The sequence below is a fragment of the Pseudomonas sp. F007 genome (assembly GCF_057814275.1).
The window spans coordinates 51,160-68,650 of record NZ_JBVATA010000005.1 but is presented as its reverse complement, the minus strand read 5'-3'; the positions used below and the strand labels follow the sequence as shown (position 1 = coordinate 68,650).

13 protein-coding genes are annotated in these 17,491 nt (G+C 63.9%); 10 read left to right on the top strand and 3 right to left on the bottom strand.

The annotated features are described in order from the left end of the window. Window positions 1-49 precede the first annotated feature (49 nt). Complete coding sequence (tpx, locus tag ACZYR5_RS13265) at window positions 50-550, bottom strand: thiol peroxidase (protein ID WP_489090426.1); 501 nt, start codon at window positions 548-550, stop codon at window positions 50-52. A gap of 276 nt (window positions 551-826) precedes the next feature. On the opposite strand from tpx, the gene ACZYR5_RS13260 reads away from it, so the two are divergent. From ACZYR5_RS13260 to ACZYR5_RS13215, 10 genes are all read left to right on the top strand, one after another. Beyond that, window positions 827-2,230, top strand: coding sequence for a DUF1254 domain-containing protein (locus ACZYR5_RS13260; protein WP_489090425.1), 1,404 nt, complete (start codon window positions 827-829; stop codon window positions 2,228-2,230). 26 nt (window positions 2,231-2,256) lie between these two features. Next, the gene (locus tag ACZYR5_RS13255; protein ID WP_489090424.1) at window positions 2,257-3,237 is read left to right on the top strand and encodes an AAA family ATPase; all 981 of its coding nucleotides are present in this window, start codon (window positions 2,257-2,259) and stop codon (window positions 3,235-3,237) included. Window positions 3,238-3,247: 10 nt separating this feature from the next. Beyond that, the gene (locus ACZYR5_RS13250; protein ID WP_489090423.1) at window positions 3,248-4,192 is read left to right on the top strand and encodes a DUF58 domain-containing protein; all 945 of its coding nucleotides are present in this window, start codon (window positions 3,248-3,250) and stop codon (window positions 4,190-4,192) included. After that, complete coding sequence (locus ACZYR5_RS13245) at window positions 4,189-4,785, top strand: DUF4381 domain-containing protein (RefSeq protein ID WP_489090422.1); 597 nt, start codon at window positions 4,189-4,191, stop codon at window positions 4,783-4,785. The genes ACZYR5_RS13250 and ACZYR5_RS13245 overlap by 4 nt, the downstream gene beginning before the upstream one ends. Further along, window positions 4,772-5,764 (top strand): vWA domain-containing protein, encoded by a 993-nt coding sequence (locus ACZYR5_RS13240; RefSeq protein ID WP_489090421.1) that lies wholly within the window; start codon window positions 4,772-4,774, stop codon window positions 5,762-5,764. Before ACZYR5_RS13245 ends, ACZYR5_RS13240 begins: the two co-directional genes overlap by 14 nt. Before the next feature lies 1 nt (window position 5,765). Continuing rightward, entirely contained in the window at window positions 5,766-7,343 is a 1,578-nt protein-coding gene (locus ACZYR5_RS13235) for a VWA domain-containing protein (protein WP_489090420.1), read from the top strand. Further along, entirely contained in the window at window positions 7,340-8,647 is a 1,308-nt protein-coding gene (locus ACZYR5_RS13230) for a BatD family protein (RefSeq protein WP_489090419.1), read from the top strand. The genes ACZYR5_RS13235 and ACZYR5_RS13230 overlap by 4 nt, the downstream gene beginning before the upstream one ends. Then, window positions 8,644-9,672 (top strand): HAD family hydrolase, encoded by a 1,029-nt coding sequence (locus ACZYR5_RS13225; protein WP_489090418.1) that lies wholly within the window; start codon window positions 8,644-8,646, stop codon window positions 9,670-9,672. The genes ACZYR5_RS13230 and ACZYR5_RS13225 overlap by 4 nt, the downstream gene beginning before the upstream one ends. A gap of 45 nt (window positions 9,673-9,717) precedes the next feature. Continuing rightward, window positions 9,718-12,237, top strand: a complete 2,520-nt coding sequence (locus tag ACZYR5_RS13220; RefSeq protein WP_489090417.1) for a fused MFS/spermidine synthase — start codon at window positions 9,718-9,720, stop codon at window positions 12,235-12,237. A gap of 210 nt (window positions 12,238-12,447) precedes the next feature. Then, window positions 12,448-14,814, top strand: a complete 2,367-nt coding sequence (locus ACZYR5_RS13215) for a tetratricopeptide repeat protein (RefSeq protein WP_489090416.1) — start codon at window positions 12,448-12,450, stop codon at window positions 14,812-14,814. Window positions 14,815-15,075: 261 nt separating this feature from the next. On the opposite strand, the gene ACZYR5_RS13210 is transcribed toward ACZYR5_RS13215, so the two are convergent. Together ACZYR5_RS13210 and ACZYR5_RS13205 are read right to left on the bottom strand one after the other, a co-directional pair. Further along, window positions 15,076-15,561 carry a DUF934 domain-containing protein gene (locus tag ACZYR5_RS13210; protein ID WP_489090415.1) on the bottom strand — a complete coding sequence of 162 codons (486 nt, stop codon included), beginning with the start codon at window positions 15,559-15,561 and terminating at the stop codon, window positions 15,076-15,078. Next, window positions 15,558-17,231 (bottom strand): nitrite/sulfite reductase, encoded by a 1,674-nt coding sequence (locus tag ACZYR5_RS13205; RefSeq protein ID WP_489090414.1) that lies wholly within the window; start codon window positions 17,229-17,231, stop codon window positions 15,558-15,560. Before ACZYR5_RS13205 ends, ACZYR5_RS13210 begins: the two co-directional genes overlap by 4 nt. Window positions 17,232-17,491: the final 260 nt, after the last annotated feature.

Below are 17,491 nucleotides of genomic sequence, written 5' to 3'. Positions count from 1 at the left end.
AATGAAAACGGCCTGGACAGAGCCAGGCCGTTAATAATTGTAATGCCTGTTACTTGAGCACGGCCAACGCTGCTTCGTAGTTCGGCTCGTCAGCGATTTCCGCGACCAGCTCGCTGTGCAGCACCTTGTCGTTTTCGTCCAGCACGACTACCGCGCGGGCGGTCAGGCCTTTGAGTGGACCGTCGGCAATGGCCACGCCGTAGTTCTGGATGAATTCAGCGCCACGCAGGGTCGACAGGTTCTGGACGTTTTCCAGACCTTCGGCGCCGCAGAAACGCGCCTGGGCGAATGGCAGGTCAGCGGAAATGCACAGCACCACGGTGTTGGCGATGTCATTGGCCTGGGCGTTGAACTTGCGAACCGAAGTAGCGCAGGTCGGGGTGTCAACGCTTGGGAAGATGTTCAGGATTTTGCGCTTGCCAGCGAAGTCTTTCAGGGTAACGTCGGACAGGTTGCCTGCGACCAGGGAAAAGGCTGGCGCCTGGGAGCCGGCTTGAGGCAGCTCGCCGTTGACTTGAACCGGACCGCCTTTGAGAGTGACTTGAGCCATGATCAGTGTCCTTATTAGTAGTGGGTGTAATGAACCATCGGTGGATCTCGCAAGGAGGCGAAGTTAACCACGAATGAGCGGTCGAGCCTATCTCGACGTTTAGATAGATATTTCCGAATTCATTGAAATAATTAACCTTCTGACTGGCCGTAACCGTGCTGACTGCTAACTTGCTTAGTTGAACCTTACAGCGCAGAGGGGTATATCCCACAGCGCACTCGTCGATTTCTGACGATCAGTTCACGCCATACCCACGCTCACCCACAGGATTGTGCAATGACCCGATTGACCCCGACTCGCCTGCTACTGGGCGGCCTTTGCCTGTTATTGAGCGCCACCAGCTGGGCGGACTTTACCGCCAGCCCCGCAGAAGCCCGCAGCATCGCCAAGGAAGCCTACCTGTACGGCTTCCCGGTAGTAGAGATGTACAAGACCCTGTATGCCCAGGCCGTGGATAAAGGCGGGCCGAGCTTTAAGGCGCCGCTGAACCATATCGGCAACACCGCGCGGGTGTTCACGCCCAAGGACACGGCGGTCATCACCCCCAATTCCGACACGCCCTACTCCTTCGTCTGGCTGGACCTGCGCGCCGAGCCGGTGGTGCTGACCCTGCCGCAGATTGCCGAGGAGCGTTACTACTCGGTGCAGTTGATCGACCTTTACACGCAGAATTTCGCCTACCTGGGCACCCGCAGCACCGGCAATAAAGGTGGGCGGTTCATGATCGTCGGTCCGGACTGGAAAGGTCAGCAGCCGGTCAACATCGATCGCCTGGTGCGCAGCGAAAGCAACATCGCCTACGCGCTGTATCGCACTCAGCTGTTCGGTGAGAAGGACCTGGAGAAGGTCAAGCGCATCCAGAACGGCTACAAGGTCCAGACCCTCAGCCAGTACCTCAAGCAACCGGCAGCGCCGGCGGCGGCGAAGATCAACTGGCCCAAGCCCAGCGCGCACATGAGCGACAGCCCGGAGCTGTTCAAGTACCTGAATTTCATGCTGGCCTTCGCCCCGGCCGTTGATTCGGAGCAGGAGGTCCTCGCGCGCTTTGCCAAAATCGGTGTCGTCGCCGGCCAACCATTCGACCTCAAGACCCTGAGCAATGAACAGCGCCAGGCCCTGGAAGACGGAATCAGCGATGCCCAGGCCGAATTTGCGACCTTCAAGAAGGAAAAAATCGATACTCACCAACTCAGCAGCGGTGACTTCTTCGGCACCCGTGAGCACTTGCAGAACAATTACCTGTACCGCTACGCCGGCGCCAACATCGGGATTTTCGGCAACTCCGCCGATGAAGCCGCGTACATGGGCTATTTCGTCGACAGCACCGGCAAGCCACTCAATGGCGCCAAGCGCAGTTACAGCCTGCACTTCGCCAAGGACCAGTTGCCGCCGGCGGACGCGTTCTGGTCGCTGACGATGTACGACGGCAAGACCAAACTGCTGGTGCCCAATCACCAGAATCGCTACCTGATCAATTCGCGCATGTTGCCCAAGCTCAAACGCGACGCCGACGGCGGACTGACCCTGTACCTGCAGCATTCGGTGCCGATCAAGGACCAGCGCAGCAACTGGCTGCCAGCGCCCCACGGCCCGTTTTACGCGGTATTGCGTCTGTATCTGCCCAAACCCGAGGTCGCCAATGGCCAGTGGAAACTGCCGGCGCTGACCCCGATCAACTGATCGTCCCACTGCAAAGGATCGCCCCCATGACCGCACTGACTGATATCAATGCCCTGCAAGCGAACATCGCCGAGGCGGTACTCGGTCAGGATCAGGTGATCCGGCAGATCATGCTCGCCCTGCTGGCCAACGGGCATTTACTCCTCGAAAGCCTTCCGGGGCTGGCCAAGACCCGCACGGTCAAGGCCTTGGCCAAACACCTCGACGCGAAGATGAGCCGGATCCAGTTCACCCCCGACTTGCTGCCCTCGGACATCACCGGCGCCGAGGTGCTGCACCAGGTCGACGGGCAGAACCAGATCCTGTTCCAGCCCGGGCCGCTGTTTGGCAACCTGATCCTCGCCGATGAAATCAACCGGGCGCCGGCCAAGGTCCAGGCGGCGCTGCTCGAAGCCATGGAGGAGCGGCAGATCACCGTGGCCGGCAACAGCCACGCGCTGCCGCCGTTGTTCATTGTGGTGGCCACGCAAAACCCGATCGAACAGGAAGGTACCTACCCGCTGCCGGAAGCGCAGATGGACCGTTTCCTGATGAAGGTGCTGCTGGATTACCCCAGCGCCGATAACGAGAGCCAGGTGCTGGGCCTGTTGCGTGACGAAGAACAGGCCCAGGCTGGCACAACTGCGTCGGCCCCGGGGTTCCAATTGCCGCAGGACGTGATCTTCGCCGCTCGCCGCGAAGTCAGTGCGGTCAGCGTCGCGCCGGCCATCGACCGCTACCTGATCGATCTGATCAACGCCACCCGCCACCCGGCCGACTACGATGCCGACCTGGCGCGCTGGATCGCCATCGGCGCCAGCCCCCGTGGCGGCATTGGCCTGGACCGCTGCGCGCGGGCCGATGCCTGGCTGCAGGGCCAGGATTACGTCACCCCCGATAACGTACGCAGCGTGGTCCACCCGGTGCTGCGTCATCGCCTGCAATTGAGTTACGACGCAGTGGCCGACGGGGTCAGCACCGACCAGGTGCTCGACCGCCTGCTCGACACCGTCGCCATTCCCGCCTGAGGCCATGCCGATGAACACTCAGGAACTGGATGGCCTGGTGTACGTATCGCTGAAGCAGCTGATGTCCCTCGAGTTCAAGGCCCGTGACCTGAGCTTCACCGCGCGCCAGCCCCAGGGCAGCATCCTTGCCGGCAATCATGCATCGCGCCTGCGCGGGCGCGGCTTGAATTTCGATGAGCTGCGCCGCTATCAACCCGGCGATGACCTGCGCCACCTTGACTGGCGCGCCTCGCTGCGCACCGGCAAGCCGGTGGTACGCACCTTTACCGAAGAGCGCGACCGGCCGGCGTTGATCCTGGTGGATCAGCGCATGTCGATGTTCTTTGGCTCGCAACGCAGCTTCAAGTCGGCGCTGGCCGCTCAGCTGGGCGCACTGGCGGCGTGGATGGTGTTCAACGCCGGCGACCGGGTCGGCGGCCTGGTGTTCGATGACCAGAGCATCGACAGCGTCGCCCCACTGCGCAGCCGCAAACGCCTGGAAGCGTTGTGCACGCTAATTGCCCGGCAGAATCAGGCACTCAGCGCGCGCAACCCGGATCGCGAAGGCGAGGACCAACTGGACAAGGTCCTGCAACGGACCCTGGCCGTGGCTGGGCACGACCATCTGATCTGCATCATCAGCGATTTCGCCGGCGCCGGTCCGCGCACGCTGCAACTGATGCGCCAGCTCAGTGCGCATAACGATGTGATCGCCATGCAGGTCTACGACCCGCTGGCCCTCAAGCTGCCGAACAACGGCCAGGTGCTGGTGACCCAAGGGCAATTGCAGGTCGAATTGGCGGTGGGCCAGCGCCAGGTGCACCAACCGCTGGGGGACTTTCTCAGTGGTCGCTTGAAGGACGTTGCCACCTTGCTGCGACGCAGCCGGGTGCCGCTGATGATGTTCAGTACCGCGCTGCCGGCCCATGAACAGTTGCGTGCCGAGCTGGGCAAGCTCGTCGGGGGGCGGCGATGAGCAGCCAGGTGCCAAGTATCGATCAGCTCAAGGAAATGGCCCTGCCGGCGCCGGTCAGTTACATGCCGCAGACCTGGGGCTGGTGGTGTGTGCTAGGGCTGTTGCTGGTGGGATTGCTGGTTTGGGGGGCACGGCGTTATTGGCAGTGGCGGCGCGATGCTTATCGGCGCGAAGCGCTGGAGCGGCTGGCGCAGTTGCAACGGCGCAGCAGTGATTTGAATGCGCTGCGTGAGTTGCCGGAGTTGCTCAAGCGCGCGGCGCTGTCGATGCCAGAACCACCCACCCCTGTAGGAGCGGTCTCCCGCTTGCGGCTGCTCGCGATGGCGTCGTCACATTCACCTTCAATGGCACCTGATACACCGCCTTCGCGAGCAAGCTCGCTCCTACGGGGGCCGGGTGCGTTGGGGAATGATCAGTGGCAGGCATTTTTGCAGCGCCACAGCGCGACGCCGTTGCCGGAGGATTTCAGCCGGCAACTGGCGTTACTTGCCTACGCCCCGCAGGCGACGCTGCTGGCGATACCCGACGAGCAGCGCCAAGCGCTGTTCGCAACCTGCAAGCAATGGCTGGAGCAGCATCATGTGGCAGTTTGACTACCCCTGGCTATTGCTCCTGCTGCCGCTGGTGTGGCTGGGCTATCACTACCTGGCGGATTACCGTGAGGCGCGCAGTGCGCTGCGGGTGCCGTTTTTTGCCGCGATGAGTCGAGCAATAGGACAAACACCGAACCAGGCCGGGGGGCGTGGCAATCGTCTGCAGTTGTTGCTCAATATCGTTGTATGGGCCCTGCTGGTCGTGGCCGTGGCACGTCCGGTGCTGGTGGAAAAACCCATCGAGCGCCAGCAACCAGTGCGCGACCTGATGCTCGCCATCGACATCTCGCAGTCCATGGAAACCCCTGACTACACCGACAGCAACGGGCAGAAGACCAATCGCCTGGCCGCGGTCAAGGCAGTGGTCCAGGGCTTTATCGAGCGGCGCAAGGACGATCGCCTGGGCCTGATCGTGTTCGGCAGCGGCGCCTATCCGCAAGCACCCTTGACCCTCGATCACGCCAGCCTGTCGCTGCTGCTGGACGACACCGGCATCGGCATGGCCGGGCCCAACACCGCGATTGGCGACGCCATCGGCCTGGCGCTGAAGATGCTCGACCAGGCCCACGAGCAGGAAAAAGTGCTGATCCTGCTCACCGACGGCAACGACACCAGCAGTGCGATTACCCCCGAGCACGCCGCGAGCATGGCCGCCGCCAAGGGCGTGGTGATTCACACCATCGGCATCGGTGACCCCGGCGCCAGCGGCGAGGCCAAGGTCAATCTGCAAGGGCTCGAGCAAATCGCCACGGCCACCGGCGGACGCTTCTTCCGCGCCGAAGACCGCCAGGCCCTGGATCAGGTCTACGCCACCCTCGACCAGATCACCCCGCACCGGGTCCAGACCTTCAGCCATCAACCCAAGCGCGAGCTGTTCTGGTTGCCGCTGGGCGCAGCCATCAGCCTGCTCGCCTTGTATCACCTGATCGCCCTGCTGTGGCCACGGCTGCACACTGGCCGGCAACCCGAGGAGGCTTGAGATGGAGATCAACCTCAGTGATTTTCACTTCCTGCGCCCGGCCTGGCTCCTGCTGGCGCTGTTCGGCGCGCTGCTGCCCTGGCTCTGGCGGCGCAGTCGCGACCTGCAACGGCACCTGCGCGGGACCATCGCCCCGCATCTGTTGCCACACCTGCTGATCACCCCCGAGGACCCTCATCGCTGGCGCCCGGTGCACCTGACCTGCGCGCTGCTGGTGCTCGGCGCGCTAGCGGCGGCCGGGCCGACCTGGGAACAGGATCGTCCGGACTTCCTGGAAAACCGTGCGCCGCTGATCGTCGCGGTCGACCTGTCGCCGTCGATGGACGCCAGCGACGTCGCCCCCACCCGTCTCGAAGCCACCAAGCACAAGCTCCTCGATCTGCTGCAGCGGCGCAGCGGCGCGCGTACCGCTCTGCTCGCCTATGCCGGCAGCGCGCACCTGGTATTGCCGCCTACCGATGACCCGGCGCTGCTCGACAGCTTTATCCAGGCCCTGGCCACCCAACTGTTGCAGAAACCCGGCAAGAACGTCGCGGCGGTGATCGATCAGGCAAAAACCCTGCTTCAGGCGGAGAAGACCCCGGGCACCCTGCTGCTGATCACCGACGGTGCCGACACCGGGCAACTGGCCGAACTGGACAAGCACCTGGGCGACAGTCCGCTGCAAGTGCTGGTGCTGGCCGTGGGCAACAGCGCCGGTGGCGTGGTCACCGACGCCAACGGCCAACCGCGCACCGACAGCAACGGCCGGCCGGTACTGGGCAGTTTCGATCAGGCGGCGCTCAAGCAACTGGCCTCGGCGCTCGACGCGCCGCTGGGCAGCCTGACCCTCAACGATGACGATCTGGACTGGATCGAACTACACGCCCAGCAGCATTTCCAGAGCGCCAGCGCCGAGCAGCAGCAACTGCACTGGAAAGACGCCGGCTACTGGCTGTGCTGGCCGCTGTTGCTGTTGGCGTTCCTCGCCGTGCGACGCGGCTGGAGCCTGAACTGGACCGCCGCCCTGCTGCTCGGCGTCGGGCTCGCTGGGCAACCGGCTGACGCCGAGGCCAACGCCCTGACCGATGCCTTTTTCAGTCCCGACCAACAGGGTCGCTGGGCCTTCGAGCACCAGCATTTTCCAAAGGCAGCCGCGCTGTTCGAGGATCCGTACTGGAAAGGCATTGCTGCCTATAACGCCGCCGACTTTGACCTGGCGCTGGCCACCTTCGCCCGCCTCGATACGCCGCAAGCCTACTTTTACCTGGGCAATATCTACGTGCGCCGCTTCAAGTTCGATGCGGCTATCGCCGCCTACACCCAGGCCCTGAAACTGCAACCGCAGTTCCCCGAGGCCACCGCCAACCTGGCACTGGCCCAGGCACTGCTCAAAGACACCGAGAGCGCCGAGCAGAACGCCCCCGAAGTCAAACCCGACGAGGTCAAGTACGACAAGCCGGCCGGCAAGGGCCAAAGTAAGGCGGTGCAAACGCCACAGGCGGCGTCCGACGCACAGTGGCTACAGAACCTGACCACTTCACCGGCGAAGTTCCTCCAGCAGAAATTCCGCATCCAGGATCAGGCGGGCCAACCATGAAAACCTTATTGATCACTGGCGGGCTGCTGCTCGCTCTATCAGCGAATGCCACCGAACCCGACCTGCGGGTGCAAGCACGCCTGCAACCTGCCGAACCGGTGATGGTCGGCGGTCTGGTGCGCTTGCAACTGGAGGTGCTGACCGACACCTGGTTCACCAGCGCCCCCAACCTGCCGGAGCTCAAACTCGACGGCGCGCTGGTCATGCCACCCAACGGCGAGTCCGAGCACACCACCCAGACCCTCGACGGCAAATCCTACTCGGGCATGCGTTACAGCTACCTCATCACCCCCAATCAGGCCCAGGCCTTCGACATTCCGGCACTGACCGTACGGGCGACGCCGGGCCAGGCCAGCCAGGCACTCAGCGCGCAGAGCCAGCCGCTGCAGTTCCGCGCCGAGCAGCCGCCGGGATTCGCCCCGGGGGAACCGGTGCTAGTCGCCCAGGGCCTGCGCCTGACCCAGGTGATCCAGCCTTCGGCCACGCCACTCAAGGCCGGTGACAGCCTGACCCGCCAGCTCACCTTGCAGGCCGACGGCGCCCTGGCCATGGCCTTGCCGGCGCCGCAACTGGGCGACGTCGAGGGCCTCAAGCGCTACCTGAAAACCCCGCAGGTCAGCAATCTGGACGATGGCCGTGGGCACCTGAATGGCGGCCAGCGTATCGACAGCGCGACTTATCAGGTCCAGCGCCAGGGCCACTACAGCCTACCGGCGATTCAAGTGCGCTGGTGGGATGCGGCGGCTGGGCAAATACGTGTGACCGAAGTGCCGGCGGTGAATTTCGAGGCGGCAGCCAATCCCGGCTATAAACCGGTGTTTTCGATTGCCGAAGACCTTGAGCGGCTGGGCCAGAAGGGTCGCCTGCACCTGTCGCGGCACGGGCTACTGTGGACCGCAGGACTGCTGCTGGTGGTGATTGCCGGTTACCTGCTCAGACCCTGGTGCCAACGCGCCTGGCGCGCATTGCAGGCGCGCCGCCAAGCCCGGCATGCCGCCTGGCTGGCCTGCGCCGACTACGCCTGGCAGCAGATTCCAGCACAACTGGAAGGCCAACCGCCGCAGTTCAGTGCCCTGTATCTGTGGGCCCGGCGCAGCGGCAAGGGGCTCAAGATCAGTGGGCTCGGCGGCTCGGCGCAACAGCTGCTGCGCCGCCGTTACGCAGGCGACGCAGACGATCAGCAAGCGCTGACGCAGTTCAAGCCAACCTTGACTACGCTACAGGCTCAGGTCGCCGCACAACGCGCAACCGAGCCCCAGGCCTTGCGTCCCCTCAATCCACGTCACGAGAAGGATCACTCATGAACCCACTGAACGCCCGCTACCAGCGTCACGGCCTGAAGTTGCTGTTGGCCTTGGCGCTAAGCCTGCCGTTGCTGGCCAGCGCGACCGACGCGCTACCCTCGTGGAATGACGGACCGACGAAAAAGAACCTCATCGAATTCGTCGAAGCCGTGACCACCCAAGGCTCGAAGGACTACGTCAAGCCAGAAGAACGAATCGCCGTGTTCGATAACGACGGCACCTTGTGGAGCGAGCAGCCGATGTACTTCCAGGTGCTGTTCGCCTTGGAAGAGGTCAAGCGCATGGCGCCGCAGCATCCGCAATGGAAAACCGAGCAACCGTTCAAGGCCGTGCTGGAAAATGACCACCAGGCACTGGCCGCCAGCGGCATGGACGGCCTGATGAAAATCATCGGCGCGACCCACACCGGGATCACCACCGCCGCCTTCATGGACAACGCCAAGACCTGGCTGAGCCAGGCCCGTCACCCGAAAACCGGTAAGCCCTACACCGAGATGATCTTCCAGCCGATGCTGGAAATGCTCGACTACCTGCGCAGCCAGGACTTCAAGACGTACATCGTCTCCGGCGGCGAAGTCGAGTTCATGCGCGCCTTCGCCGAGCAGGTCTACGGCATTCCACCGGAGCAGGTGATCGGCACCACCTTCGCCACCCAGTTCCAGCTCAATGGCAACGATGCCTCGATCCTGCGCCTGCCCAAGCTCGCCCATAACGATGACGGTCCGGGCAAACCGGAGAGCATCCAGCAGGTCATCGGTCGCCGGCCGATCCTCGCCTTTGGCAACTCCGACGGTGACCTGCAGATGCTGCAGTGGACCGCAGCCGGGCCGGGCAAAAGCTTCATGGGCCTGGTGCATCACACCGACGCCAAGCGCGAATGGGCTTATGATCGGCAGTCGAACATCGGCCGCCTGGACAAGGCCCTGGATGAGGCCAACAAGCGCGGCTGGAGTGTGGTCGACATGAGCAAAGAGTGGAACCGCATCTATCCCTTCGACGCCCCTGGCACCAAGCAGCAGCAATAGTAGTATCGAGCAGCTTTCTCCCCGGTCCTGTACAAGGCAATGCCCATGTCTTCACGAGTCGCCAGCAAGTCGTCGGCCATTCCCGCCTCTCACACCCGCGCCCCTGCCCTGTTGATCCCGGCCCTGCTGCTGGTGGTCTCGGGCGCAGCGGCGCTGGTTTATCAGGTGCTGTGGATCAAACAGTTGTCTTTAGTGGTCGGCGTCGAGGTGTATGCGATCACCACCGGTATCAGCGCGTTCTTTGCCGGCCTGGCCCTCGGCGGCTGGCTGTTCGGGCGCCTGGCCGACCGCTTGCGGCGCCCCGTGCTGCTGTACGCCGGACTGGAAGTGCTGGTGGCGGTGCTCGGTGTCGCAGCGACCCTGGGGATGAGCCTGGCCGCCGCGCCGTTCGCCTGGCTGGAACAGCAGATTGGCCTCGCGGCCTGGGTGTTGCCGTTTGCCCTGGTGGGTTTGCCGGCGGTGCTGATGGGCGGCACCCTGCCGGTGCTGGTGCGAGCACTGGCGAGCGATCCCCGGCATTCGGGCAAGGCCGGCGGCCAGTTGTATGCAGCGAATACCTTGGGCGCCATCGCCGGAACCCTGCTGGCGGCCTTTTTGCTGATTGCGACGCTGGGAGTGCGCGGCAGTGCGATTTTCGCCGCCATGCTCAACCTGCTGGCCGCCGCCGGCGCACTGCTGTGGTTTCAGCGTCAGGGCCCGCTACCCGCTGAATCAGCGCCAAACGAACTCGCCGCGCCCGCCGCCCCGGCACGCCTTGCGCTTTGGCTGTACGCGATCGCCGGCGGCGTGGCGCTGGGCTATGAGGTGGTCTGGTCGCAGTCCATCGTGCAGTTCATGAGCACCCGCACCTATGCCTTCGCCGTGGTGTTGGCGACTTACTTGCTCGGGCTGTTCCTTGGCAGTGTGTGGATGGCCCGTCGGGTCGAGCGGGTGCGTGATCCGTGGGGCGTGTTCGGCTTGTTGATCGCCGCTGCCGGGCTGCTGGCCTTGCTGGAAGTGGCGTTGCTCGGGCGTTGGCTGGTGTTGCTGCAGACCCAGGGCGAAGCGGTTGCCCTGGCCATGGGCGCCAGCGAGCTGGTGGCGATGAGCGTGCGCTTCGCGGTGGCCGCGCTGTGCATCGTGTTTGTCCCGACCTTGCTGCTTGGCGCCGCTTTTCCCCTGGCCCTGCGCCTGTGCGTGGGCCAGGATCGGGTGGGCCGGGATGTCGGGGCGGTGGTGGCGTTCAACACCCTGGGCGGGATCATCGGGGTCATGCTCTGCGGGTTCCTGTTGATTCCGCTGCTGGGTTTGGTGCGAACCCTCGGGCTGCTGGCGCTGATTGCCGCAGCGGTCGGGGTGATCGCCATCAGCCAAGGTCGGGCGCTCAACAAAGGCACGCGCCAAGGGGTAATCGCGGTCGCCGTCCTGTCGCTGGGGGTCGCCGTACTGACGCCGGTCGACAAGCTGGCGAGCCTGCTGCCGGGCGCGCGCAATGGTGAATTGGCGTTTTATCAGGAGGGCCGCGGCGGCACCGTGGCGGTGGTCACTCAGGGCAAACAGCCGCGGACCTTCCAGCGTCTGTATATCCAGGGCGTGTCGAACACCGGCGATGCCATGCCGTCGCTGCGCTACATGCGCATTCAGGCGCTGCTGCCGTTGTTGATTCACAACGGCGAGCCGCGCTCGGCGCTGGTGATCGGCTTCGGCACCGGCATCACCGCCGGCGCCTTGCTGCAGTACCCCGGACTTGAACAACGGGTGGTCGCCGAACTGTTGCCGGCGGTGGTGCAGGCCGCGCCGCTGTTCAAGGGCAACTACAACGCAGGCGCCAACCCGGCCCTCGACGTGCGCCTGCGCGACGGTCGCCAGGAACTGCTGCGCAGCGAACAGCGTTATGACCTGATCACCCTCGAACCACCGCCGCCCTCGGCCGCCGGCGTGGTCAACCTGTACTCCCGGGATTTCTACCAACTGGCGGCGCAACGTCTCGAAGCCAAGGGCCTGGTGGCGCAGTGGCTGCCGTTGCCGACGCAGAACATCGACGACTCGCGGGCGCTGGTGCAGAGCTTTCTCGAGGTGTTCCCCTACGCCAACGTCTGGACCAGCGAGTTCCATGAAATGTTGCTGGTGGGCTCCCTCGAGCCGATCGAACTGGACGCCGCACGCATCAGCCAGCGCTATGCCCAGGACAGCGTGCGCAACGCCTTGCAGGAGGTTGGGGTGAGTTCGGCGCCGGCGCTGCTGGCGACCTGGGTCACCGATCGCCAGGGTTTGCAGCAGTTTGCCGGCCAGGCGTTGGCGGTCACCGATGACCAGCCACGCATTGAATACGCGCCCTGGGTGCGGGCCAAGGAAATCAGCCGGGTACTGCCCGCCCTGCTCGACCTGCATCGCCCGCCGCCACTGCTCAACTCCGATCCAGCCTTCAGCGAGCGGATGAACGTCCACCAGCAACGCCTGATGCAGTTCTATCGCGCCAGCCTGCATGCCTACGACGGCGACCGCCAGGCGTGGGCCCGGGATATACGGGAGGTGATGCGGGGGGACTCGGCGAATCCGTATTATCGGTGGTTCGTGGGGGAGTAAGGGATGTGCAGGTCAAGGAGACCGCGTCAATTTCATCGCCAGCAGGCTGGCTCCCACAGGGTTCTGTGTCGCTCAAAAATCCTGTAGGAGCTGGCTTGCCAGCGAAGGCGGCCACAAACACACCACAAAAAATCAGGATGACAGCGCCCCGCCCAACCGTTACAACCTCATGCTGTAGACGCTCCTCGCCTCTGGACCATGGAAGTCGCAATGCCCATTACTAAAAACAACAACACCCAGCCTGACCCTGATTCCCAACCAAGCCTGATGTCCCGCTATCTGTTCCCCGCCACCGCCGCCCTGCTGTTGCTGGTAATGGCCGGGCTGGGCTGGTTTCTGTTTGCCAGCAAACCCAGCCCCGTGCCCTACGTGGCGCCCAGCGTTGCTGTCGCTCCGGCGCCCAAGCCCGAGCCCGAGCCTGCAGCGGCGCCGCTGCCGCCGGCGAGCATGGTCGACGAGCAGCAATGCCAGGGCTGTCACAGCGAACAGGTCAAGGACTGGCAAGGCTCCCATCACCAGTTGGCGATGCAGGTCGCCGATGCGCAGACGGTGCTGGCCGACTTCAATGACCGCAGCTTCAAGGCCGAAGGCGAAACCTCTCGGTTTTTCCGCAAGGACGATGGGTTCTGGGTCAACACCCCGGGCGCCGATGGCAAGAATGCCGACTTCAAGGTCGCCTACACCTTCGGTATCGCACCGTTGCAGCAGTATCTGATCGAGGTTGGTGAAGGCCGCCTGCAGGCCCTGGGCGTGGCCTGGGATACCGAGAAACATCGCTGGTTTCACCTCTATCCCGGCCAAGGCGTGACCTTCAAGAACCCGCTGCACTGGAGCAAGCCGAGCCAGAACGCCAACTTCATGTGCGTCGAGTGCCATACCACCGGCTTCAAGCGCAACTTCGATGCCGCCAGCAACAGCTTCGCCAGTCAGTGGAACAGCCTCGGCGTCGGCTGCCAGGCCTGCCACGGCCCGGCCTCGAATCACCTGCAATGGAGCGCGAAAAAAACCGACCTAATCCATGCCGGCTTCGACGTCGACCTCAAGGACCGCAACGCCACCACTGAAATCGAGACCTGCGCCCGCTGCCACTCCCGTCGCGCGCCGCTGGGGGATGGCTACACCGTCGGCAAGCGGCTGATGGACGACTACCTGCCCAGCGTGCTGACCCGCGAACTGTATGCGCTGGACGGCAAGATCCAGGACGAAGTGTTCGAACACGGCTCGTTCCTGCAGAGCAAGATGTTCGACAAGGGCGTGCGCTGCAGCAATTGCCACAACCCCCACAGTACTGAGCTCAAGGCCCCCGGTAACGGCGTGTGCCTGCAGTGTCACAACACCGCAGGCAAGACCGCCGTCGAAGGGGTCGATGGCAAGGGCCTGCAAGCGAAGAACTACGATTCCATCGAGCACACCCGCCACACCATGGGCCAGCCGGGTTCGCAGTGCGTCGATTGCCACATGCCCGGCAAGTTCTACATGGGCAACGACTTCCGTCATGACCACAGCTTCAGCATTCCCAACCCCGAGCGAGCGAAAAAACTCGGCACCCCGGATGCCTGCCTGACCTGTCACCAGGGCAAGGCCGGCGACAAGGTCACCGAACAGTTCAAGCTGTGGAACGCCAGTCCTGCGGCCCAGGCGCCGCGATACGACGAGAGTCTGTGGCAGGTGCGCGGCGGTCAGCCGGGTGCCGCGCAGGTGCTGTATGAGCAGTTGCAGCGCAGTAACCTGCCGGCGATCCAGCGTGCCACCTTGCTCGGTGAGCTGCCGCAATACCCCAGCGAACAGGCGCTCAAGCTGGCCAGCAAGGACCTCGCGCACCGCGAACCGCAGGTCCGTGAAAGTGCGATCCGCGCGGTCAGTGCCTTCCTTCCCGCCCCCGAACGCGTGGCCCTGTACACACCGCTGCTGAGTGATCCGGTCAAGGCGGTGCGCATCGCCGCCGCCCGTGACCTGCTGAGTGCTGCCAACAATTTGGGCAGCGCGCACACCAACTGGCAGGCGGCGATCGACGAGTACGAGCAGGTGCAGTTGAGCCTGGCCGAACGCGCCGAAGCCAACCTCAATCTGGCGATGTTGTACCAGGCCAGCGGTCGCGGCACCGAGGTCGAGCCGCGTCTGCGGGCGGCCCTCAAGCGTGACGCCGATTTCTACCCGGCGCTGGTGACGCTGGTGCAGTGGCTGGAATCACAGGGCCGAACCGCCGAGGCCCAGGCATTGCTGCTGCAAGGTCTCAAGGAGCATCCGGATGCGGCGCTGCTGCAGCACACCCAGGGCCTGGCGCTGATCCGTGCCGGCAACCGCGAGCAAGCCATGCAGGCCCTGCGCGCTGCGGTGAAGCTCGAGCCGCAGAACCCGCAGTACGGTTATGTGCTGGCGGTGGCCCTGCATGAGCAAGGAAAAGTCGATGAAGCCTGCGCGCTGCTGGAGAAATTGATCGAGCAGCAACCGACCAACCGCAGCGCGCGGCTCGCGTTGATCCAGTACTACCTCAACAGTAACCAGGAGCCGAAGGCCCAGGTATTGTTGCAGGGCTGGAAGAAGCTCAATCCGGGGGATCCGGCGTTGAAGGGGTGATCAACCTGCAGGAGCGAGCCTGATCGCGATGGGGCCGGCACATTCAACATCTGCAGCGCCTGACACACCGCTATCGCCAGCAGGCTGGCTCCTACAGGGGATCTGCGGTGAACGCAGATCAAACTGTAGGAGCGGGCTTGCCCGCGATGGACGTCAACGATGACGCGGGCATGCTGGATGACGGCGGCGGTCTTGGGATTTTCGCTGGCAAGCCAGCTCCTACAGGGGGTTGTGTGCTCACCGCCATGAGCAACCGCAGCCCTACCCCCTGCGCCGAAACAGCGGCCGGGGTTCGATCACCGAGCGGCCGTACAACACACTCATCCCGGCCAGCCCCTTGAGCGCATCCTCGGGGCATTTGTCGGCGCGTACAGCGAAGGCATCGAAGCCGCATTGGCGCATGTGGCTGAGCTGGTCGCGCAGCACGTCGCCAATCGCCCGCAATTCTCCGGTCCAACCCAGGCGAGTGCGCAGCAGATAGGCCTGGCTGTAGGCACGGCCATCGCGGAAGTCGGGGAACTGCAGGGCGATCATCGGCAGGTGGCCGAGCCAGGGTGTGAGGCTTTCGACGTCATCATTCGGGCCCAGCCACACCGCATGCTCACTCGAAGCCTCCGTCAGCCAAAGCGCCAGCGGCAACAGCAAAGGCCCTTCGCCCCACTGAGACTCGGCCGTATCAATCAAGGTCCAGCGATCCTCCCGGTCAAGCTCCGCCCCCCCATGGCGCCAGCGCAGCAGATTGTTCATGCCACCCCCTCCACCGCCTTGGCATACACCCGTTCCTTGAACGGCTCCAGACCAATGCGTTGCACGGTATCGACAAACAACTCTTCCGGCTCGCGATAGCGCACGAAGGTGGCGATGATCTGCTCGATCACCTCTGGCACCTCGGTGGCGCTGAACGAAGGGCCGATGACTTTGCCCAGCGCGCTGTGTTTGCCCTGGGCACCGCCGAGGGTGATCTGGTACCACTCGCTGCCGTTTTTATCGACGCCGAGGATGCCGATATTGCCGATGTGGTGGTGACCACAGGCATTCATGCAACCGGAGATATTCAGGCTGATATCCCCCAGGTCATGCAGATAGTCCAGATCATCGAACCGTGCCTGGATGCCCTGGGCAATGGGGATCGACTTGGCATTGGCCAGGGCACAGAAATCGCCACCCGGACAGGCGATGATGTCCGTCACCAGCCCCGCGTTGGCGCTGCCCAGCCCGGCCTCGCAGGCCAGGCGCCACAAGGCATAGAGCTGGGCCTTGGGCACATCCGGCAGGATGACGTTCTGTTCGTGGGCAATGCGAATCTCGCCGAAGCCGAACTGCTCCGACCAGGCCGCCACCGCCTCCATCTGCCAATCACTGACATCACCCGGCGGCGCGGCGCTGCCTGGCTTGGTCGACAGCACAACACTGGCATAACCCTGCACCTTGTGCGGCTGCACGTTACGCGCCACCCAGCGGGCGAAGGCCGGGTTGTCCGCCAGGCGCGTGCCGTGCTCCAGGCAGGTGTCGGCGAGTGGCGCATAATTCGGCGCGACAAAGGCACTGGCGACTCGCTGGAACTCCTCTTCGGTCAGCTGTGCCGGACCGTCCTTGAGGTGCTGCCACTCCTGCTCCACTTCCCGGGCGAACGCTTCGATCCCCAAGGCCTTGACCAGAATCTTGATCCGCGCCTTGTACTTGTTGTCGCGCCGCCCGTGACGGTTGTACACCCGCAGCACGGCCTCGACGTATGACAACAGGTGCTGCCAGGGCAGGTCCTGGCGAATCTGCAGGCCGAGGATCGGCGTGCGTCCCAGGCCGCCGCCGACAATCACCCGCAGCAGCATCTGCCCGCTCGCGTCGGGGTAAAGATAGAGGCCGATGTCGTGCATCATGATCGCCGCGCGGTCCTGTTCGGCGCTGCAGATGGCGATCTTGAATTTGCGCGGCAGGAACAGGAATTCCGGGTTGATCGTCGACCACTGGCGGAGGATTTCTGCCAGCGGACGCGGGTCGATCAACTCGTCCGCCGCTACACCGGCGAAGGCTTCGGTGGTGATGTTGCGCACGCAGTTGCCGGAGGTCTGGATCGCATGCATCTCGACCTCCGCCAGACGCTCGAGGATGTCCGGGACTTCGGCCAACTCGATCCAGTTGAATTGCAGATTCTGCCGCGTAGTGAAGTGCCCGTAGCCGCGATCGTAATCCCGGGCAATTGCCGCCAGCGTGCGCATCTGCCGCGCATTCAGGGTGCCGTAGGGAATCGCCACCCGCAGCATGTAGGCATGCTTTTGCAGGTACAGGCCGTTCTGCAGGCGCAGCGGCAGGAATTCCTCGTCGCTCAGGTCGCCGCCCAGGTAGCGCTGCACCTGATCGCGGAACTGCGCGACCCGTTCAAAGACCAGGGCCCGGTCATAGTCATCGTATTGATACATGTCGCTACCTCATCTGCAGGATCGGGCTCTACGGCGCGTTCGAAAGGACGCTGACTATGGCGCAACGGCTCAGTGCGTTACAGATTCAGCTAATTGCGAAAAAACCATATCAGCGGCCTGTGAACCGCCGCTGGCAGGCGATTAATCTGATCCGCATTTATGGCGTTTTTCTGAGCCTGTTTTGTTTCCGGCGGGTTTCCTAGAGTGCGACCCATGCCAGGCCGGGTGGCCTGGCAAGACTTTGCAACCGTGGAAGCAAT